The organism is Thermomonas hydrothermalis (assembly GCF_900129205.1).
Lineage (GTDB): Bacteria > Pseudomonadota > Gammaproteobacteria > Xanthomonadales > Xanthomonadaceae > Thermomonas > Thermomonas hydrothermalis.
Genome location: NZ_FQUK01000039.1, coordinates 1 through 18,907, shown reverse-complemented (window position 1 = coordinate 18,907; position 18,907 = coordinate 1). Strand labels below are relative to the sequence as shown.

Genomic DNA, 18,907 nt, shown 5'->3' with positions numbered 1-18,907 from the left:
ATAGAACCCCCGGATTCGGTACCCGGCATGGTGCACTTGCATGGCGCTCCTCCTGCTTCGAAGGAGTGCCAAAGGTGTTTGAACTTATGCAGGAAAACACGGGCGCTTCAGGGCCGGATTTGATCCAGATCAAGTTGCACTTGCAACCAAGTGGCTAGCATCGCGCACGTTCATCCCGGAGTCGCACATGCAAGCCATCACTGCCACATACAACGACAAGGTGGTGCGCCAGTTCGCCGTGGCCACGGTGCTCTGGGGCATCGTGGGCATGCTGGTCGGCGTCATCATCGCCACCCAGCTGTACTGGCCGCACCTGTTTGAAGGCATCCCCTGGTTGAGTTATGGCCGGCTGCGGCCGCTGCACACCAATGCGGTGATCTTCGCCTTTGGTGGCTCGGCGCTGTTTGCCACCAGCCTGCACGTGGTTCAGCGCACCAGCCATGTCCGGCTGATCTCTGATCGGCTGGCCGCGTTCGTGTTCTGGGGCTGGCAGGCGGTCATCGTGGCTGCGGCCATCTCGCTGCCGCTGGGCTACACCCAGGGCAAGGAGTACGCCGAGCTGGAATGGCCCATCGACATCCTGATCACGGTGGTCTGGGTTGCCTATGCGGTGCTGTTCTTCGGCACCATCGCCAAGCGCCGGGTCAAGCACATCTATGTGGCCAACTGGTTCTACGGCGCGTTCATCATCGCGGTGGCGCTGCTGCACGTGGTCAACAACCTCGCCATCCCGGCCGGCCCCATGAAGTCCTACCCGGTCTATTCCGGCGCGGTGGATGCGATGGTGCAGTGGTGGTACGGCCACAATGCGGTGGGCTTCTTCCTGACCGCCGGCTTCCTCGGGATGATGTACTACTTCGTCCCCAAGCAGGCGCAGCGTCCGATCTACTCCTACCGGCTGTCGATCGTGCACTTCTGGGCGCTGATCGCGGTGTACATGTGGGCCGGCCCGCACCATCTGCAATACACCGCCCTGCCTGACTGGGCGCAGTCGCTGGGCATGGTGTTCTCGCTGATCCTGCTGGCCCCCAGCTGGGGCGGCGCGATCAACGGCATCATGACCCTGTCGGGCGTGTGGCACAAACTGCGCACCGACCCGATCCTGAAGTTCCTCATCGTCTCGCTCAGCTTCTACATGATGAGCACGTTCGAGGGGCCGATGATGTCGATCAAGACGGTCAACTCGCTGTCCCACTACACCGACTGGACGGTGGGCCACGTGCACTCCGGCGCGCTGGGCTGGGTGGCGATGATCTCGATCGGCTCGATCTACGTGCTGCTACCTACCCTGCTGGGTCGCAAGCAGATGTACTCGACCAAGCTGATCGACACCCACTTCTGGGTGCACACCCTGGGCGTGGTGTTCTACATCGCCTCGATGTGGATCGCCGGCGTGATGCAGGGCCTGATGTGGCGCGCCACCAACCCGGACGGCACGCTGACCTACACCTTCGTCGAATCACTCAACGCCACCTATCCCTACTACCTGGGCCGCCTGTTCGGAGGCGTGCTGGTCCTCGCCGGCATGCTGCTGATGGCCTGGAACACCTGGCAGACCTACCGGGTCGGTGAAACCACCGCAGAGCAGCCAGTGCTGCCGCCTGATGTCTCCGAAGCCCGCGCCTGAGGATCGACCATGACCGAACACACCCACAATCCGCACGAAAAACTGGAAAAGAACGTCGGCCTGCTGGCGGTGGCGATTGCCTTGGCCGTCTCCTTCGGCGGCCTGGCCGAGATCGTGCCCCTGATGTTCCAGGCCGAGGCCATCAAGCCGCTGCCGGGCGTCAAGCCCTACCCCGCGCTGGAGCTGGCCGGACGCGATATCTACATCCGCGAAGGCTGCTACAACTGCCATTCGCAGATGGTGCGCACCCTGCGCTTCGAGACCGAGCGCTACGGCCACTACTCGCTGGCCGGTGAATCGGTGTACGACCGCCCCTTCCAGTGGGGCAGCAAGCGTACCGGCCCGGATCTGGCCCGCGTGGGCGGCCGCTACTCGGATGACTGGCACCGCGTGCACCTCAACAACCCGCGCGACGTGGTGCCGGAATCCAACATGCCCAGCTTTCCGTGGCTGAACAAGAACATGGTCGATGGCGCCACCGTACAGGCGCACATGCGCGCACTGCAGCGGCTGGGCGACCCCTACACCGACGCCGACATCAAAGGGGCGCCCGAGGCCGTGGCCGGCAAAACGGAAATGGATGCACTGGTGGCCTATCTGCAAGGCCTGGGCAAACACGCACCGAGGACACCCTGATGCTCTCCGGAATCATCACAGGCGTATTGATGGTGCTGTTCGTGGCGGGCTGGATCTGGGTCTGGAACCCCCGTCACAAGGCGAATTTCGATGCTGCGGCACGTATGCCGCTGGAATCCGATGAGGAGAATGTCCGATGAGCGCGGGATGGTCGTGGTATGTGATCGCGCTGGTTGTCCTGAATATCTTTGGCTGCGCCTGGCTGCTGTGGTGGACTTCGCGGCGCCGCCCCGGCGACCCCGCCCCTGAGCAAACCAGCCACGTCTGGGACGGCGATCTGACCGAGTACAACAAGCCGCTGCCAAAGTGGTGGATCAACCTGTTCTACCTGACCATCGCCTTCAGCATCGGCTATCTGATCTGGTATCCGGGGCTGGGTAACTTCCCCGGACTGGGCCACTGGACCTCGCAAAGCGAGCAGAAGCACGATGCCCAGGTGGCGGCCGCCACCCTGGAAAAGACCTTCGCGCCCTACCAGGGCCAGCCGATCGACGTGCTGGCGCGCAATCCACAGGCGCTGAAGCTGGGCAAGGCGATCTTCGGCAACAACTGCGCGGTCTGCCACGGGTCTGCCGGCAAGGGTGCAATCGGCTACCCCAACCTCACCGATACCATCTGGCATTGGGGCGGCAGCCCGGATCAGATCCTGGAAACCATCCAGCATGGCCGCGAGGGCGTGATGCCGGCCTGGGGCAAGGTGCTGGAAGGCATGGGTGGCCCGGACGCCGTGGATTACGTGATCGCCTATGTCCGTCAGCTGGGCCAGCAGGGCGGCGCTCCCAATGACTTTGCAGCATCACGCGGCAAGGCCCTGTACGAAGGCGTCTGCGTGGCCTGCCATGGCCCCGAGGGCAAGGGGAATCCGGCCATGGGCGCACCTGACCTGACCGATGCATACTGGCTGTATGGCGACAGCCGCGAGGCATTGCGCGAAACCATCCGCAACGGGCGCCACGGCGTGATGCCGGCCTGGGGCGAGATCCTGGGTGACACCCGCACCCGCCTGGTGGCCGCCTACGTCTGGTCGCTGTCGCATCCCAACGGTTCTGCCACGACACCTGAATCCCGATGACCACCCCAACCACGCCGCCCGTGTTCGATCACCCGCCCCGTCCGCTGGCGCAGCGGATCGGGGCCATCCTCTGGCCCAGCTTCTTCGCGGCCGGCGTGGCCACCATGGTGTTCTTTGCGTTTGTGGATCCCTTGGTCCTGCGCGATGCCACCTTCCCCCAGCTGCACATCACCCGCGGCTGGGGCTACACCTTGGGGTTCTTTGCGTTCTGGCTGGCCACGGCGTCCTCCAGCCTGTTTACCTGGATCCTGCTGCGGCCGGCCAGCCGTTTCAACCGCCCTCTGCCGCGCTGAGCCCATGACCAACAAGCAAATCCCCCTGGACGTGCTCGATACGGGCGGCAGCGCCTACGTCAGCGAGCGCAAAGTCTATCCCCGCGATGTCTCCGGGCTGTTCACCCGGCTGCGCACCGCCGCCGTGTTCTGGCTGCTGGGCATGTTCTACCTGTTCCCGTGGTTGAACTGGGACGGCCGGCAAGCGGTGCTGTTCGATCTGCCGGCCCGCAAGTTTTACGTATTCGGGCTGACGTTCTGGCCGCAGGATTTCATCTTCCTGGCCATGCTGCTGATGATCGCAGCGCTGTCCCTGTTCTTCTTCACGGCACTGGCTGGCCGCCTGTGGTGTGGGTATGCCTGCCCGCAGACGGTATGGACCGAAGTGTTTTTGTGGATGGAGCGTGCCTTCGAGGGCGACCGTCCCAAGCGGATGAAGCTGGACGCCGGCCCGTGGACACGGGAAAAGATCCTGCGCAAGACCGCCAAGCACACGGCCTGGCTGCTGTTCGCGCTGTGGACCGGGTTCACCTTCGTCGGCTTCTTCACGCCGATCCGCGACCTGGCCGCACGCACGCCGTTCCTGGGCGTGCCCGGCTGGGGCTGGAGCGGCTGGGAAACCTTCTGGGTGTTCTTCTACGCCCTGGCCACCTGGGGCAACGCCGGCTTCCTGCGTGAGCAGGTCTGCAAATACATGTGCCCGTATGCGCGCTTCCAGAGCGCGATGTTCGACCGCAACACCCTGATCATCGCCTACGACCTGATGCGCGGTGAGCCACGCGGCCCGCGCAAACGCGGGCTGGCCAGCGTGCTGGAGCGCGGGCGCGGCCTGCTCGACATTCGCACCGCCACCGACTATGTGTTCCGCGCCAGCAAACACCCCTCGGCGGCCACCCAGGCGGCGCATGCCAAGGGCACCATCACCTGGGATGGCGATCTGTCCCAGGTGGAGCCGTTGCCGAAATTCCAGCCCGAACAACTGGGTGACTGCATCGACTGCACGATCTGCGTGCAGGTCTGCCCCACCGGCATCGATATCCGCAACGGCCTGCAATATGAGTGCATCGCCTGCGGTGCCTGCATCGACGCCTGCAACGAGGTGATGGACAAGCTCGGCTATCCAAAGGGCCTGATCCGCTATTCCACCCAGAACGCCATCGACGGCGCCCCGACCCGCGTGCTGCGCCCGCGCATCGTGGTGTACGGGCTGATCCTGCTGGGGCTGATGGTGGCCTGGGGCTGGGGCGTGATGCACCGCAGCCCGCTGATCGCCGAGGTGCTGCGCGACCGCAATGCGCTCTACCAGCAAGACGGCGACCGCCTGCGCAACGACTACACCCTCAAGCTGGCCAACAAGACCGATCGTGCGCAAACCTACCGGATCCGGCTGGATGCCGACCCTGCCCTTGGGCTGGCCCTGAGTGGCGATCCGCTGGAGATCAACGTGCCGGCTGGCACGGTCGTCTCGCAGGCCGTGGAGGTAGTAGCACCCGTCTCCGTCAAAGGCCGCCACCCGGTGAGCTTCCTCGTGGAGGCCAGCGACGGGGAGGCACGTGCGAAGGTGGACAGCACATTCTTCGGCCCACTCTGAAGGCACCCACTTAACTTATGCCCGCCTCCTCGCCCTGGCGCCAACCCGTGGTCTGGTTGATGCTGGTCATGATCGGTCTGGTCGTGGCCGCCGGCATCACCACCTGGTTCCTGGCTGCCGCCGACGGTCCAATGGACGTCGTCCCCGATGACGTCACGCGCACCGGCCAGATTCAGCAGGCCGATCTCGACCCCGACGTCCGCGCCACCCGCATGCAGCTGACCGCCATCGTCCGCATCGATCCGGCGCACGATCTGGTCGAGGTGCTGCCGGTCAGCGGCGACTTCGACCATGCCCAACCCCTGCATCTGCGCCTGCTGCACCCGGCCCAGGCCCAGTCCGATCTGCAGCTGACGCTTACCCCGCACGAAACCGGTTGGCGCGTGCAGGCCACGCCCTCTCTGGACCATGACTGGCAGATTCAGCTGGAGCCGGCCAGCCCGCCGCGCTGGCGTCTGCACGGTCGTCTGCCGAAAGGCCAGCAGGCCGCACATCTGCACCCGGCGCTGGCGTCTGGCCCGCCCTGACCGTCCATTCGTCCGCCATGTCCGAGCGCTGCCACCACTGCGGAGAGCCGCTGCCGCACGCGCCAGTCTGTGTCGAGCTCGATGGCCAATCGCAGCTGTTCTGCTGCACCGGCTGCGCAGCGGCCGCGCGCTGGATCCGTGATGCTGCCCTCGATGACTATTACCGCCTGCGCACCGCCCCGGGCAGCCGGGTCGATGTCGATCCGGTGGCGCTGTCAGTGTGGGATCGGGAAGAGTTGCTGGCCGGCCATGCCCGCCCCATCGAAGGTGGCCGCGAGATCACCGTACTCACCGACGGGATGCGCTGCGCTGCCTGCGCCTGGCTGATCGACCGCGCGCTGGCGCGCGAGGATGGCGTGCTGGACACGTCCGCCAATGCCATCACCGGCCGCATCCGCATCGCCTGGGATCCAGCACGCGCCCGGCTGTCGCAGCTGCTGGCACGGCTGGCCGCACTCGGCTACCGGCCGTATCTGGCCACCGGTGAAGCGCGTGAACGCGAGCGCCGCCGCCAGCGCAACCAGGATCTGCTGCGGATCGGGCTGGCCGGGCTGGCCGCGATGCAGGCCATGATGTTTGCCGAAGCCCTGTATCTGGACAGTCGTGGCCAGATGCCGCAGGCCACCCGCGACTTCTTCCGCTGGATCACCTTCCTGGTGTCCACCCCGGTGGTGTTCTGGGCCGGCTGGCCATTCATCATTGGCGCTTGGCACGAGCTACGCGGACGCCGGCTGGGCATGGACACCCTGATCGCCGGCTCCACCTTGCTGGCATGGGCGGCCAGCACGTTCGAAACCATCCGCGGCGGCCCCCACGTCTGGTTCGATGCTGCGGTGATGTTCGTCTTCCTGCTGCTGGTGGCGCGCCAGTTGGAGCAACGCGCGCGCCGCATCGCCAGCGCCCAGGTGGATGCGCTGGCACGCGCACGTCCGGCCTTTGCCATCCGTGTCCATGCCGATGGCCGGCGCGAATCGGTGCCGGTGGAAGCCCTTGAGGTCGGGGACGTGGTGCGCGTCGCGGTAGGCGAGCCGGTGCCCGCCGATGGCATCCTGCTGGACGGCGAGGCCCAGTTTGAAGAATCGCTGCTCACCGGTGAGGCCACGCCGGTGCCCAAACAGCCGGGCGACCCGGTCTTTGCCGGTACGGCCTGCCGCGAGCAGCCGGCCAGCATCCGCATCACCCGAACCGGGCCGGACACCCGGCTGGCCGAACTGACCCGCCTGGTGGAAGCCGCCCAGGCGCACCGCCCCGCGCTCACCCGCATCACCGAACGCATCGCCACCGGCTTCGTGGCCGGCCTGGCACTGGTTGCCCTAGGGGTATACCTGTGGTGGCGCCAGCATGACCCCGCCCGCGCCTTCGAGGTGACCCTGGCCGTCCTGGTGATCAGCTGCCCCTGCGCACTGTCGCTGGCGGTTCCGGCCGCGCTGGCGGCTGCCCATGGCGCACTGGCCAGGATCGGCGTACTACCGGTGCGCCCGGAAGCCCTGGAACGCCTGGCAGGCATCACCGATCTGGTCTTCGACAAGACAGGCACCCTCAGTGATGGCCGTCCGCACCTGGCCGGCATCGACGCCTGCCACGGCATCGACCCCGACGCTGCCCTGCGCATCGCCGCGGCACTGGAACGCGACAGCCGCCACCCGCTCGCCACCGCCTTCGCGCAGGTCACGGATGCCCCGGCCGTCGAGCACCTGCGCGTGGTGCCAGGCCAGGGCGTGGAAGGCGACATCGCAGGCCACCGCTGGCGCATCGGCACCGCCCCGTTTGCCATCGGCCACGAGGACGACGGGGCGATCTGGCTGGGCGATGATCACGGCGCACGGGCCCGCTTTCAGTTCGCCGAACAGCCACGTCCGGATGCCGCAGCGGCCGTCGCCCGCCTGCACGCACAGGGCCTCCAGCTGCATCTGGCCAGCGGCGATGCCGCCGCACCCGTGGCCCGATTCGCCAGCGCGGTCGGGCTCCGCAATGCGCATGCCCGGCAATCGCCCGAGGACAAGCTGGCGCGGGTGCGCGCCCTGCAGGCCGAGGGCCGGGTGGTGGCGATGGTCGGCGATGGGCTCAATGATGCCCCGGTGCTGGCGGGCGCGGATGTTTCGGTGGCGATTGGCGACGGCGCCGCGCTGGCGCAGCGCAGTGCCGATCTGGTGCTGTCCGGCGCCTCGCTGCTGGCACTGCCGCAGGCGCTGACCCTGGCCCGCCGCACCCGCCGCATCATCCGTCAGAACCTGGCCTGGGCACTGGCCTACAACCTGCTGGCGCTGCCGCTGGCCGCCAGCGGCCAGGTCACCCCATGGATGGCCGCGCTGGGGATGGCGCTATCCTCCCTGCTGGTCACTCTCAATGCACTGCGGCTGACGCGCGCACCTTCGCCATGAGCATCCTGCTGTTTCTCATCCCGATCAGCCTGATCCTGCTCGGCATTGCCGTACTGGTGTTCGTGTGGGCGGTGCGCAACGGCCAGTTCGAGGATCTGGACACGCCGGCGCTGGACATCCTGCTCGACGACCCGCCCGCGCCGCCCCAGCCGACCCACCCTTCTGACCCCACGTCCGATGCCGATTGACCTGCTGGTTCTGGGCTCGGCGCTGCTGGCCGGGCTGTTCGGCGGCGCCCACTGCGCGGTGATGTGCGGCGGCATCGCCACCGGATTCTCCGTACAGGCACGCGGGCTGTGGTCCGCCCTGCAACCCAATCTCGGCCGGCTGGGTGGCTATGTTCTGGCCGGCGCCCTGGTCGGCGGAATGGGGGGTAGCCTGCTGGGCGTGGCGCGCCAGCCCTGGCTGGGGGTGACGATGCGTGCGCTGGTCGGGCTGGTGCTGGTCATCGCCGGCCTGCGCATGCTCGACCTTGGCGGGCGGCTGGCACGCGTGTCCGGCGGCCCTGGATACCGGTTATGGCGGCTTCTGCTGCCACTGCAGCGTCGTCTGCTACCGGCCGACAGCGCCGGCAAGCGCATCCTGCTGGGCATGCTGTGGGGCTGGATGCCGTGCGGACTGTCGCTGACCCTGCTGAGCGCCGCCTGGCTCAGCGCCAGCGCCTGGCACGGCGCGTTGACGATGGCGGCATTCGGGCTGGGCACGCTGCCGGTGATGGTGTCGCTGACCTGGGCCGGCGCCCGCATCGGCCAGCACCTGCACCGGGGCGCCCTGCGCACGGCCGGCGGGGTGCTGGTGATCATCGCAGGCCTGATGACCCTGGCCGCCCCCTGGCTGGTGCATCAGCCGGCACTGCACGGGCTGCTGGGCGCCTTGGGCTGCCGCAGTCTGCCGCCGGGCTGAGCCCGGGCGCCGCACGCCGCCTTGCAGGTCGCTGACACCCCGGCCTACGCCCCACACCCAGGCTCCATTTTTCGGCAAACGTGCCGATACTTCCGCATGCCACCCAGGAGTCCAGCCCGACATCATGCCCATCGGTGCCCATCCTTCGACTGCCGGAGCGCCACATGCGCCGTTGCCGCAGCGCGTGCTGCTGGTGGAGAACTCGCGCGCCTATACCTCAATGCTGCGCGAGGCGATCGAAGATGCGCTGGAACTGCCGGTCGAGGTGGCCGCCACCTTGGCCGATGCCGCCCGCCTGCTGGACGCCCAGGATGACTGGTTCCTGGCCTTGACCGGAATGGTGCTGGCCGACGGCGACCGCGACCGGATCCTGGAGTTTTTCACCGCCCGACGCCTGCCCACCATCGTGGTCAGCGGCGTGTATGACGAGGAGCTGCGCAAGCGTGCGCTGGAGCAGCAGATCATCGACTACGTGCTCAAAAGTACGCCCGACAGCGTGGATTATCTGGTGTGGCTGATACGCCGGCTGGAGCGCAACCGCCGGATCGGCGCGCTGGTGGTGGACGACTCGCTGTCCTCGCGCTCATTCATCGCCTCGCTGCTGGCCGCCCAGGGCTACCAGGTGTCGCACGTGGCTGATGGCAGCTCGGCGCTGCGCGCCGTTGAATCCGACCCGGGCATCCGGCTGTGCATCGTCGATCAGGAAATGCCGATGATGGACGGCATCGAACTGACCCGCCGTCTGCGCCAGTTGCGTGCGCGCGACCGGATGGCGGTGATCGGTGTGTCAGGGAGCAGCGACCCCAACCTGATTCCGCGCTTCCTCAAAAGCGGCGCCAACGATTTCCTGCGCAAGCCATTCTCGCGCGAGGAATTCTTCTGCCGGGTCTCACAGAACATCGACCAGCTGGAACTGATCGGCACCCTGCAGGATCTGGCCACCCGCGACTTCCTCACCGGCCTGCCCAACCGCCGCAACTTCCTGGAGGAAAGCGAACGCCTGCTGGCCAAGGCGGGACAGGAGCCGGTCACGGTGGTGATGCTCGACATCGACCACTTCAAGCGGGTCAACGATACCTATGGCCACGAGGCCGGCGATCAGGCCCTGCGGGCAATGGCGCAGACCCTGCACCGGCACACCCGCCGCGACGACGTCTGCGGCCGCTTCGGCGGCGAAGAGTTCTGCATGCTGATCCGCGGCCTCGACCGGCAAGCCGCCATCGACCATCTCGAACAGCTGCGTCGCGACGTGGAAGCGATGGACATCCCGATCGACGGCGGCACCTTGCGGATCACCGTGAGCATCGGCGCCTGCCAGCGCTCGCCACAGTTCCCGACCCTGCACGCCCTGCTCACTGAGGCCGACCGTCACCTCTATCTGGCCAAGGCCGGCGGCCGCAACCAGCTGCGCGGTCTGACCGACGGGGATTGAGCAGGACGCCCGCGCCGGCCGTTGCGGCACCCGCAGAAACGACAATGCCCCTGGGGCGCAGGGGCATTGCAATGCCGAATACCGGCGGTGGGATTGGTCGGGGTAGCCGGATTTGAACCGACGACCACTTGTCCCCCAGACAAGTGCGCTACCAGGCTGCGCTATACCCCGAGGTCAGGGCGCGCATTATACCGAAGCGGGCCGCAGGTGCACGCGTTTTGCTCTCAGCGGCGCAGCAGCTGCAGGATTTCTTCCAGTTCCGAGCGCACCTGCCGCACGATCTGCTGGCTGAGCGCCGATTCCTGGCGGCCGCTTTCGCCTTCCAGTCGCTGCCGCGCACCGCTGATGGTGTAGCCCTGTTCGTACAGCAGGCTGCGGATCTGCCGCACCATCAGCACGTCATGTCGCTGGTAATAGCGCCGGTTGCCGCGCCGCTTGGATGGCTCGAGGCTGGGGAACTCGGTCTCCCAGTAGCGCAGCACGTGCGGCTTGACGTCGCACAGCTCGCTGACCTCACCGATGGTGAAGTAGCGTTTGGCCGGGATCGGCGGAAGCTCGCGGTTACTGCCGGGATCAAGCATGGGGTGCCTGCATGCAAGTTTCGACGCGTTCCTTCAGTTTCTGCCCGGCTCGGAAGGTGACCACGGTGCGGGCGGTGATCGGGATCTCCTCGCCGGTTTTCGGGTTGCGGCCCGGCCGCGGGTTCTTGCGGCGAAGGTCGAAGTTGCCAAACCCCGACAGCTTCACCTGGTGACCCTGCTCCAGCGCATGGCGCAGCGCATCGAAAAACGCATCGACGAACTCTTTCGCTTCGCGCTTGTTCAAGCCGACGTCTTCGTACAGCCGCTCCGCCATTTCGGCCTTGGTCAAAGCCATGTCGCCCCCTGTCAGCTCCGGATGACCGCGCCGTGTTCCCGGCCCAGGGCCGCCACGACGGCCGTCACCACGGCATCCACATCACGATCTGTCAGGGTGCGCGATTCGTCCTGCAAAATCAAGGCCATGGCCAGACTCTTGCACCCAGTTTCGACCCCCTTGCCCTGGTAACGGTCGAACACGTGCAGCGCCTGCAACAGCGGCCCAGCCGCGGCCCGTACCGTTGCTTCCAGCGCCGCCCACGGCACCGACTCGGCCACCACCACGGCCAGATCGCGCCGAACCGCCGGGAACCGCGACAGCGCCTGCGCGCGCGGCAAGGGGCGCGGCAGCAGCGGCGCCAACGCCAGCTCGAAGCCGTACACCTCCACATCCAGCGACAAGGCCTGCTGCAGGCGCGGATGCAGCTGGCCGATCCAGCCGATCACCTGACCATCACGCAGCACCTCGGCGCTGCGCCCGGGATGGGCAAACGGCATGGCCAGCGGCCGGTAATCAAGCCGGGTGCCACACAGGGCGGCTAGGCTGTCCAGATCGCCCTTGAGGTCATGGAAATCGATCCGGCGTGCCGGCTCACCCCATTGCTCGGCGCGCGCCAGACCACAGGCCACGGCAGCGATGCGATCGGTTTCCACCGGCGCCCCGCCGTCGGCGCCCTGCACGAACGTCCTGCCCAGTTCAAACAGCCGCACCCGCGTCTGCTGGCGCGCCAGATTGCGCCCCAGCGCCGCCACCAGTCCGGGCAGCAAGCGCGTGCGCATCACTCCCAGCTCGGCGCTGAGCGGATTGGCCAGCGCCACCGCTCCGGCCTCGAGCTGCCAGGCGGCAAGCAAGGCGGCATCGAGAAACGCGAAGTTGATCGCCTCCAGATACTCGCGTGCCGCCAGGTGCCGACGCAGCTCCTCGACCCCGACCCGGGTCTCGCTCCGTGCGTTGATACGCGCCGCACCCACCGGCAGGGTGGCGGGGATGGCGTCGTAACCGTGGATCCGCGCCACCTCCTCGATCAGGTCTTCCTCGATGGCAAGATCGAAACGGCGGCTGGGCGGTGTCACCTGCCAGCCATCGGCACAGGCCTCCACGGTCAGGCCAAGCGCCCGCAGGATGCGCTCGACCTCGGCATCGTCCAGCGTCAGGCCCAGCACCCGCGCCAGCCGGGCGCGCCGCAACAGGATCGGGCGCGGTGCCGGCAATGCCTCCGGCTGCACTGCCTCGACCACCGGTCCAGGCCGGCCACCGGCAGCGTCCACGATCAACCGGGTGGCGTACTCGATGGCCTGCTGCGGCAGCGCGGGATCGACCCCGCGCTCAAAGCGGTGTGCCGCGTCGGTGTGCAGCCCCAACCGGCGGCTGCGGCCGATGATGGCCGCGGGCGCGAAGTGCGCCGCTTCCAGCACCACATTCCGGGTGGTGGTGGACACCTTGGTGTCCTCGCCCCCCATGATCCCGGCCAGCCCGACCGGGCGATCGGCATCGGTAATCACCAGAAACTGCGGCTCCAGCGTGATCTGCTCGCCATTGAGCAGCAGCAGGCGCTCATCGGGGCGCGCATAGCGCACGCCGAGCGGCCCGGTCAGGCGGTCGCGATCATAGGCGTGCATGGGCTGGCCCAGTTCCAGCATCACGTACTGGGTGACATCGACCAACAGGCTGATCGGGCGGATACCGCTGCGACGCAGCCGCTCGGCCATCCACACCGGGGTCGGCACCGCCGCATCCACGCCTTCGATCACCCGGCAAACGAAGCGCGGCGCATCCGCACCTGCCTGTAATGTCACCGCCAGCGCCGCCTCGCTCTGCGGCGGCACTGCCGCCAGTGCAAGCGGCTGGATCTGCCCGGCAGTCGCCGCTGCCACATCAAAGGCGATGCCGCGCACGCTGAAGCAGTCGGCACGATTCGGCGTGAGCTTGAGCGTGAACACCGTATCCGGCAGATTCAGGTAATCCGCCAGCGGTGCACCGGCTGGCGCATCGGCCGGCAGTTCCAGCAAGCCCGAGGCATCGGCATCCAGCCCCAGCTCCCTGGCCGAGCACAACATGCCCTGCGACTCCACACCACGCAGCCGGGCCGCCTTGATCGTCATTCCGCCGACGTTGGCGCCAATCAACGCCAGCGGTGCAGCCAGCCCCGCGCGCGCGTTCGGCGCACCGCACACGATCTGCAAAACCCCATGCACACCGGCATCGACCCGACACACCTGCAGACGATCGGCTTCCGGGTGCCGGCTGCACTCGAGGATGCGGCCGACCACCACCCGGTCCAGGCCCTCGCCCAGCACGGCCATGTCTTCGACCTCAAGGCCGATCGCGGTGAGCGTATCGGCAAGCTGGGCGCGCGTCGCCGGCGTGTGCACGTGCTGCCGAAGCCACTGTTCGGAAACTTTCATCGCAAACCCTCAGGCGAACTGGCGCAGAAAGCGCACATCGTTGTCGAAGAAGCTGCGCAGGTCGTCCACGCCATAACGCAGCATGGCCAGCCGCTCCACGCCCAGCCCGAACGCAAACCCGGTGTAACGCTCCGGGTCGATACCGACGTTCCTCAGCACATTGGGATGCACCATGCCGCAGCCCAGCACCTCCAGCCAACGGGTGCTGCCATCGGGCTGGGTCCAGGCGATATCGACTTCGGCAGACGGTTCGGTAAACGGGAAATAGCTGGGCCGAAAGCGCATCTGCAGCGAATCTTCGAAAAAGGCGCGGACGAACTCGACCAGCGTGCCCTTGAGATCGGCAAAGCTGGCATGGCTGTCCACCAGCAGACCTTCGACCTGGTGGAACATCGGCGTGTGGGTCTGATCGCTGTCGCTGCGGTAGACCTTGCCGGCGGCGATCATCCGCAGCGGCGGCCCGCTCTTGCTGGCGACGGCCTCGCGCATGTAGCGCACCTGCACACCGGACGTATGGGTCCGCAGCAGCCGCCCGTCACCAAAATAGAACGTGTCATGCATCGCCCGCGCCGGGTGATGCGGCGGGAAGTTGAGGGCTTCGAAGTTGTGCCAGTCGTCCTCGATCTCCGGCCCTTCCGCGAGCACATAGCCCAACCGGCCAAAGATATCGATGATGCGTTCCAGGGTGCGGCTGACCGGGTGCAGCCCGCCGCGCCCTCCATTCCGCCCCGGCAATGTCACGTCCACCGTCTCGCCCGCCAGCCGCGCCTGCAAGGCAGCCGCCTCCAGCGCCGCCCGCCGATCCGCCAGCGCTGCGACAATCGTGTCTCGCACACGGTTGATGGCCTCGCCGGCAGACTTGCGCTGGTCGGGCGGCAGGGTGCCCAGCGCCTTAAGTTGGGCGGTGATCGCACCCTGCTTGCCCAACAGGGTGACGCGCAGGGCTTCCAACGCCTCGGGACTGGTGGCGTCGGCAATGTCGGCCAATGCCCTGGCGGTCAACGTTTCGATCTCGCTCATCCGGTTTTCCTGCCCCTGAAACAAACATGGGGAAGGACTTGCGCCCTTCCCCACGTGAAGGCGGCCATGGGCCGCCGCGTGTACCGCTGTGGAGTGACGGCTTACGCCGCCAAAGCGCCCTTGGCCTTCTCGGTCAGGGCCGCAAACCCCGCCGGGTCGTGCACGGCGATGTCCGCCAGCACCTTGCGGTCGAGGGTGATGCCGGCCTTCAGCAGACCGTTCATGAAGCGGCTGTAGCTCAGCCCATTGGCGCGCGCCGCGGCGTTGATGCGCGCGATCCACAAGGTGCGGAACTGACGCTTCTTCTGCTTGCGGCCAATGTACGCGTACTGCTGGGCCTTGGTGACCGCCTGCTTGGCAACGCGGAACACCTTGCGGCGGGCGTTGTAGTAACCCTTGGCGGCCTTGATGATCTTCTTGTGACGGCGACGTGCGATGACGCCACGCTTGACTCGTGCCATGACTTAGCCCTCCTCAGAGATACGGCAGCATGCGGTCCAGACGGCCGGCATCCTCGGGGCGGACGTGATTGGTCTGCCGCAGGTTGCGCTTCCGCTTGGTCGCTTTCTTGGTGAGGATGTGGCTCTTATTGGCGTGGCCGCACTTGTACTTGCCGGAAGCGGTCTTCCGGAAGCGCTTGGCCGCCGCCCGGTTGGTCTTGATCTTGGGCATGGGGACTCCTTGCAAAATCGGGAACTGGCACGGGCGGTGGCACTGCCTTGCGGCATGACCACGCTTTCCATCCTGCCCGGCCGGTGGCAAGCCCGGTCTCCGAAGACGGACACTGGGCGGGTCCTACGTATCAAACGATACGGCCCGGCGAACCGGGCCGCGCATTATGCGGGATTTGCGGCCAACACTCAACCCCTGTATGCATTCACTCCCACGGCACCCACAGGGCAAGGCGTGAACGGCCCCAGCCTGGCGTTGCCAGCCGACGCCTTCTGGCGCCGACAGGGTTATTTCTTCTTGGGTGCGATCATCATCACCATCTGTCGGCCTTCCAGGCGTGGGCGGGACTCGATGATGACGTCCTCACCCAGGTCGGCCTCGATCCGCGCCGCCATGTCGCGCCCCAGCTCCTGGTGGCTCATCTCGCGCCCGCGGAAACGGATGTTGACTTTGACCTTGTCGCCGTCGGCCAGGAACTCCCGCATCTTGCGCAGCTTGATCTGGTAGTCGCCCTCGTCGGTGACCGGACGGAACTTGACTTCCTTGATCTCGACCTGCTTGGCCTTTTTCTTGGCCTCGCTGGCCTTTTTCTGCTGCTCGAAGCGGAACTTGCCGAAGTCCATGATCTTGCAGACCGGCGGATCGGCATTGGGCTGGATCTCGACCAGGTCCAAGCCTTCTTCGTCGGCCAGGCGCAGGGCTTCGTCGCGTGAAAGCACGCCAATCATCTCGCCATCGCTGCCAATCACGCGCACCCGCGGCACGCGGATTTCATGGTTGCGACGGTGCTGCTTCGTCTCGGGGGTACTGATTGTGGCTGTCTCCAAAAGCTGCCCTTGCGGGCCGGTTCGGCCTCCAGTTGCAATCACCGGGGCCGGGTTTTCACGGGGCGGCCGCCGTCAGCGGATCCCCTCTTGGCGCAAACGCGCTGCGAAGGCATCGACGGACATGCGACCGAGGTCTTCCCCTCCCCGTGTCCGCACCGAGAGCGTGCCTTCTTCCTTCTCGCGGTCACCGACCACCAAGAGGTAAGGCACGCGCTGGAGCGTGTGCTCGCGGATTTTATAGCCGATTTTTTCGTTCCGCAAATCGGAAATCACCCGGAACCCTTGATTCGCAAGGGTTTTCCGAACCACCTCGACAGCGTCGGCCTGCGCATCGGTGATGTTCATCACCACTGCCTGCACCGGCGCCAGCCAGACCGGCAGCAAGCCGGCATGATGCTCGATCAGGATGCCGATGAACCGCTCCATCGACCCGACGATGGCACGGTGCAGCATCACCGGGTGCCGGCGCTGGCTGTGCTCGTCCACGTACTCCGCCCCCAGCCGGGCCGGCATCATGAAGTCCACCTGCATGGTGCCGAGCTGCCAGGTGCGACCGATGGCGTCCTTGAGGTGGTATTCGATCTTGGGGCCGTAGAACGCGCCTTCGCCCGGCAACTCCTGCCACTCGACCCCGGATGCACGCAACGCCGACCGCAACGCCTCCTCAGCCTTATCCCAGGTGGCATCGTCGCCCAGGCGGGAATCCGGACGCAGCGCGATCTTGATCTGGATGTCGGTGAACCCGAAATCGGCGTAGACCTTCAGCGCCTGCGCGTGGAAGGCGCGCACCTCGGACTCCACCTGGTCTTCGGTGCAGAAGATGTGGCCATCGTCCTGGGTGAAGCCGCGCACGCGCAGGATGCCATGCAGCGCCCCGGACGGCTCGTTGCGGTGACAGGCACCAAACTCGCCGTAGCGGATCGGCAGGTCGCGGTAGCTGTGCAGGCCCTGGTTGAAGATCTGCACGTGACCCGGGCAGTTCATCGGCTTCACCGCATAGGTCCGCTTCTCGGACTCGGTGAAGAACATGTTGTCTTTGTAGTTGTCCCAGTGGCCGGATTTCTGCCATAGCGACACATCGAGGATCTGCGGGCAGCGCACCTCGCCGTAGCCGGTCTCCCGGTACACCCGGCGCATGTACTGCTCGACCACCTGCCAGATCGCCCAGCCCTTGGGGTGCCAGAACACCAGCCCCGGCCCCTCCTCCTGGAGATGGAACAGGTCCAGCGCCTTGCCGATCTTGCGATGATCGCGTTTCTCAGCCTCTTCCAGACGCTGCAGGTAGGCCTTGAGCTGCTTCTCGTCGGCCCAGGCGGTGCCATAGATGCGCTGCAGCTGCTCGTTCTTCGAGTCGCCGCGCCAATAGGCACCCGACACGCGGGTCAGCTTGAACGCCTTGAGGAAGCGGGTGTTGGGCACGTGCGGGCCTCGGCACATGTCCACATATTCCTGGTGGTAGTACAGGCCCATCGCGGTCACTTCCGGGCCCATGTCCTCGATCAGGCGCAGCTTGTAATCCTCACCGCGCTGACGGAAAACCTCGATCACCTCGGCACGCGGGGTCACCTTCTTGATGACGTCATAGTCTTGCGCGATCAACTCACGCATGCGCTGTTCGATCGCGGCGAGGTCTTCCGGCGTAAACGGGCGCGGGTACCAGATGTCGTAATAGAACCCATCCTCGATCACCGGCCCGATCACCATCTTGGCCTCGGGGTACAGCTGCTTGACCGCATGACCCACCAGATGCGCACAGGAGTGCCGGATGATGTCCACTCCCTCCGGATCCTTTGGGGTCAGGATGCGCACGTGGGCGTCGTGATCGATCAGATCGCAGGCATCGACCTGGCGACCATCGACGACGCCAGCCACGGTCGCCTTGGCAAGCCCCGGGCCAATCGCCTGGGCGACCTGCATGACCGTCACCGGGGCTTCGAACTGACGGGTGGAACCATCGGGCAGGGTAATGGTGATCATGGCTTCGCGATCGTCTTAAGAGGTTGTCGCTTTGCGAGCAACACTAACGCATGGGCAGGAAACGAAAAAAGGCGCCGAAGCGCCTTTCCTCATCCTTGAACGGGAGTACGGATGCGTCGGCAGGCTCAGCGCTGGCTGCGGGTAGTGTCCATGTCGCACGCTCGGCCGGCGTTTCCGCGGGCCACCTTGTCTGCTGTCTTGCATCGTGAAGTGTGGCGTCCCACGCGCAAAGCGTGGTGGGCGGTACAGGGTTCGAACCTGTGACCCCTACCATGTCAAGGTAGTGCTCTACCGCTGAGCTAACCGCCCGAAGGGTGGAGATTCTAGCCTGACCAGGTGAACGCCGACAAGCACCTGTATGAGTCCACCACCTTTGGCACTCGGGTTGGTGCTGGAGCAGGAAGTGTAGCGGGGGTCGCTGGCCGAGGGCGTGGTGGGGGCGCTCGGCGTTGTAGAAGACGAGCCAGTTGGCCAGCTGCTGGTTGAACGCATCCAGGTCGGTAAAGAGCAGGTCTTCGTGGTAGTCCACGAAGGACTCCTGCACGGTTCGATTGAAGCGTTCGACATGCGCGTTCATCTTGGGTGTCTTGGGATACGTGTACCAGCGCTGGATCCCCTGCGTGGCGAGCGCCTTGGAGAAGTCGGCCTCGAACTCGGAGCCGTTATCGGAGAGCACCCGCTTGGGCACTTGGGGCAGCAGCGACAGG

At 66.3% G+C, this 18,907-nt stretch carries 19 protein-coding genes, 2 tRNA genes and 1 pseudogene; 11 read left to right on the top strand and 11 right to left on the bottom strand.

What is annotated here, in order from left to right:
• The first annotated feature begins 187 nt into the window (after nucleotides 1–187).
• From ccoN to BUA29_RS09960, 11 genes are all read left to right on the top strand, one after another.
• The gene (gene ccoN, locus BUA29_RS10010; protein WP_072756423.1) at nucleotides 188–1,627 is read left to right on the top strand and encodes a cytochrome-c oxidase, cbb3-type subunit I; all 1,440 of its coding nucleotides are present in this window, start codon (nucleotides 188–190) and stop codon (nucleotides 1,625–1,627) included.
• A gap of 9 nt (nucleotides 1,628–1,636) precedes the next feature.
• Nucleotides 1,637–2,263 carry a cytochrome-c oxidase, cbb3-type subunit II gene (ccoO, locus tag BUA29_RS10005; RefSeq protein WP_072756422.1) on the top strand — a complete coding sequence of 209 codons (627 nt, stop codon included), beginning with the start codon at nucleotides 1,637–1,639 and terminating at the stop codon, nucleotides 2,261–2,263.
• Complete coding sequence (locus BUA29_RS10000) at nucleotides 2,263–2,403, top strand: cbb3-type cytochrome oxidase subunit 3 (protein ID WP_072756421.1); 141 nt, start codon at nucleotides 2,263–2,265, stop codon at nucleotides 2,401–2,403. Before ccoO ends, BUA29_RS10000 begins: the two co-directional genes overlap by 1 nt.
• Complete coding sequence (gene ccoP / locus BUA29_RS09995; protein ID WP_072756420.1) at nucleotides 2,400–3,335, top strand: cytochrome-c oxidase, cbb3-type subunit III; 936 nt, start codon at nucleotides 2,400–2,402, stop codon at nucleotides 3,333–3,335. Before BUA29_RS10000 ends, ccoP begins: the two co-directional genes overlap by 4 nt.
• Complete coding sequence (locus BUA29_RS09990; RefSeq protein WP_072756419.1) at nucleotides 3,332–3,628, top strand: hypothetical protein; 297 nt, start codon at nucleotides 3,332–3,334, stop codon at nucleotides 3,626–3,628. Before ccoP ends, BUA29_RS09990 begins: the two co-directional genes overlap by 4 nt.
• 4 nt (nucleotides 3,629–3,632) lie before the next feature.
• Nucleotides 3,633–5,198 carry a 4Fe-4S dicluster domain-containing protein gene (locus tag BUA29_RS09985; RefSeq protein WP_072756418.1) on the top strand — a complete coding sequence of 522 codons (1,566 nt, stop codon included), beginning with the start codon at nucleotides 3,633–3,635 and terminating at the stop codon, nucleotides 5,196–5,198.
• Nucleotides 5,199–5,215: 17 nt separating this feature from the next.
• Nucleotides 5,216–5,725, top strand: coding sequence for a FixH family protein (locus BUA29_RS09980; RefSeq protein ID WP_072756417.1), 510 nt, complete (start codon nucleotides 5,216–5,218; stop codon nucleotides 5,723–5,725).
• A gap of 17 nt (nucleotides 5,726–5,742) precedes the next feature.
• Nucleotides 5,743–8,106, top strand: a complete 2,364-nt coding sequence (locus tag BUA29_RS09975) for a heavy metal translocating P-type ATPase (protein WP_072756416.1) — start codon at nucleotides 5,743–5,745, stop codon at nucleotides 8,104–8,106.
• Nucleotides 8,103–8,294, top strand: a complete 192-nt coding sequence (gene ccoS, locus BUA29_RS09970) for a cbb3-type cytochrome oxidase assembly protein CcoS (RefSeq protein WP_072756415.1) — start codon at nucleotides 8,103–8,105, stop codon at nucleotides 8,292–8,294. Before BUA29_RS09975 ends, ccoS begins: the two co-directional genes overlap by 4 nt.
• A complete protein-coding gene (locus BUA29_RS09965; protein WP_072756414.1) occupies nucleotides 8,284–9,009 on the top strand; it encodes a sulfite exporter TauE/SafE family protein in 726 nt (241 codons plus the stop codon). Before ccoS ends, BUA29_RS09965 begins: the two co-directional genes overlap by 11 nt.
• Before the next feature lie 124 nt (nucleotides 9,010–9,133).
• Complete coding sequence (locus tag BUA29_RS09960; RefSeq protein ID WP_072756413.1) at nucleotides 9,134–10,441, top strand: diguanylate cyclase; 1,308 nt, start codon at nucleotides 9,134–9,136, stop codon at nucleotides 10,439–10,441.
• Between the two features lie 94 nt (nucleotides 10,442–10,535).
• Here BUA29_RS09960 and BUA29_RS09955 read toward each other — a convergent pair.
• The 11 genes and pseudogenes from BUA29_RS09955 to BUA29_RS12540 all read right to left on the bottom strand — a co-directional run.
• Nucleotides 10,536–10,612, bottom strand: a tRNA-Pro gene (locus tag BUA29_RS09955).
• Between the two features lie 53 nt (nucleotides 10,613–10,665).
• A complete protein-coding gene (locus BUA29_RS09950; protein ID WP_072756412.1) occupies nucleotides 10,666–11,022 on the bottom strand; it encodes a MerR family transcriptional regulator in 357 nt (118 codons plus the stop codon).
• Nucleotides 11,015–11,317 carry an integration host factor subunit alpha gene (locus tag BUA29_RS09945; protein WP_072756411.1) on the bottom strand — a complete coding sequence of 101 codons (303 nt, stop codon included), beginning with the start codon at nucleotides 11,315–11,317 and terminating at the stop codon, nucleotides 11,015–11,017. The genes BUA29_RS09950 and BUA29_RS09945 overlap by 8 nt, the downstream gene beginning before the upstream one ends.
• Before the next feature lie 11 nt (nucleotides 11,318–11,328).
• Entirely contained in the window at nucleotides 11,329–13,704 is a 2,376-nt protein-coding gene (gene pheT / locus BUA29_RS09940) for a phenylalanine--tRNA ligase subunit beta (RefSeq protein WP_072756410.1), read from the bottom strand.
• Between the two features lie 9 nt (nucleotides 13,705–13,713).
• Nucleotides 13,714–14,724, bottom strand: coding sequence for a phenylalanine--tRNA ligase subunit alpha (gene pheS, locus BUA29_RS09935; protein WP_072756409.1), 1,011 nt, complete (start codon nucleotides 14,722–14,724; stop codon nucleotides 13,714–13,716).
• Between the two features lie 101 nt (nucleotides 14,725–14,825).
• Nucleotides 14,826–15,185 carry a 50S ribosomal protein L20 gene (gene rplT, locus BUA29_RS09930; RefSeq protein WP_072756408.1) on the bottom strand — a complete coding sequence of 120 codons (360 nt, stop codon included), beginning with the start codon at nucleotides 15,183–15,185 and terminating at the stop codon, nucleotides 14,826–14,828.
• A gap of 13 nt (nucleotides 15,186–15,198) precedes the next feature.
• A complete protein-coding gene (rpmI, locus tag BUA29_RS09925) occupies nucleotides 15,199–15,396 on the bottom strand; it encodes a 50S ribosomal protein L35 (RefSeq protein WP_072756407.1) in 198 nt (65 codons plus the stop codon).
• 287 nt (nucleotides 15,397–15,683) lie between these two features.
• A complete protein-coding gene (infC, locus tag BUA29_RS09920) occupies nucleotides 15,684–16,208 on the bottom strand; it encodes a translation initiation factor IF-3 (RefSeq protein ID WP_072756424.1) in 525 nt (174 codons plus the stop codon).
• A gap of 87 nt (nucleotides 16,209–16,295) precedes the next feature.
• On the bottom strand, nucleotides 16,296–18,200 hold the full coding sequence (gene thrS, locus BUA29_RS09915; protein ID WP_072756406.1) for a threonine--tRNA ligase: 1,905 nt from the start codon (nucleotides 18,198–18,200) through the stop codon (nucleotides 16,296–16,298).
• A gap of 234 nt (nucleotides 18,201–18,434) precedes the next feature.
• Nucleotides 18,435–18,509: transfer RNA gene (locus BUA29_RS09910), tRNA-Val, on the bottom strand.
• Nucleotides 18,510–18,621: 112 nt separating this feature from the next.
• A pseudogene (locus BUA29_RS12540) lies at nucleotides 18,622–18,876 on the bottom strand (integrase core domain-containing protein); the annotation flags it as partial.
• Nucleotides 18,877–18,907: the final 31 nt, after the last annotated feature.

Bases quoted from the DNA above. Each gene is read 5' to 3' on its own strand.
- ccoN (WP_072756423.1), top strand. From the start codon at position 188: ATGCAAGCCATCACTGCCACATACAACGACAAGGTGGTGCGCCAGTTC.
- ccoO (WP_072756422.1), top strand. From the start codon at position 1,637: ATGACCGAACACACCCACAATCCGCACGAAAAACTGGAAAAGAACGTC.
- BUA29_RS10000 (WP_072756421.1), top strand. From the start codon at position 2,263: ATGCTCTCCGGAATCATCACAGGCGTATTGATGGTGCTGTTCGTGGCG.
- ccoP (WP_072756420.1), top strand. From the start codon at position 2,400: ATGAGCGCGGGATGGTCGTGGTATGTGATCGCGCTGGTTGTCCTGAAT.
- BUA29_RS09990 (WP_072756419.1), top strand. From the start codon at position 3,332: ATGACCACCCCAACCACGCCGCCCGTGTTCGATCACCCGCCCCGTCCG.
- BUA29_RS09985 (WP_072756418.1), top strand. From the start codon at position 3,633: ATGACCAACAAGCAAATCCCCCTGGACGTGCTCGATACGGGCGGCAGC.
- BUA29_RS09980 (WP_072756417.1), top strand. From the start codon at position 5,216: ATGCCCGCCTCCTCGCCCTGGCGCCAACCCGTGGTCTGGTTGATGCTG.
- BUA29_RS09975 (WP_072756416.1), top strand. From the start codon at position 5,743: ATGTCCGAGCGCTGCCACCACTGCGGAGAGCCGCTGCCGCACGCGCCA.
- ccoS (WP_072756415.1), top strand. From the start codon at position 8,103: ATGAGCATCCTGCTGTTTCTCATCCCGATCAGCCTGATCCTGCTCGGC.
- BUA29_RS09965 (WP_072756414.1), top strand. From the start codon at position 8,284: ATGCCGATTGACCTGCTGGTTCTGGGCTCGGCGCTGCTGGCCGGGCTG.
- BUA29_RS09960 (WP_072756413.1), top strand. From the start codon at position 9,134: ATGCCCATCGGTGCCCATCCTTCGACTGCCGGAGCGCCACATGCGCCG.
- BUA29_RS09950 (WP_072756412.1), bottom strand. From the start codon at position 11,022: ATGCTTGATCCCGGCAGTAACCGCGAGCTTCCGCCGATCCCGGCCAAA.
- BUA29_RS09945 (WP_072756411.1), bottom strand. From the start codon at position 11,317: ATGGCTTTGACCAAGGCCGAAATGGCGGAGCGGCTGTACGAAGACGTC.
- pheT (WP_072756410.1), bottom strand. From the start codon at position 13,704: ATGAAAGTTTCCGAACAGTGGCTTCGGCAGCACGTGCACACGCCGGCG.
- pheS (WP_072756409.1), bottom strand. From the start codon at position 14,724: ATGAGCGAGATCGAAACGTTGACCGCCAGGGCATTGGCCGACATTGCC.
- rplT (WP_072756408.1), bottom strand. From the start codon at position 15,185: ATGGCACGAGTCAAGCGTGGCGTCATCGCACGTCGCCGTCACAAGAAG.
- rpmI (WP_072756407.1), bottom strand. From the start codon at position 15,396: ATGCCCAAGATCAAGACCAACCGGGCGGCGGCCAAGCGCTTCCGGAAG.
- thrS (WP_072756406.1), bottom strand. From the start codon at position 18,200: ATGATCACCATTACCCTGCCCGATGGTTCCACCCGTCAGTTCGAAGCC.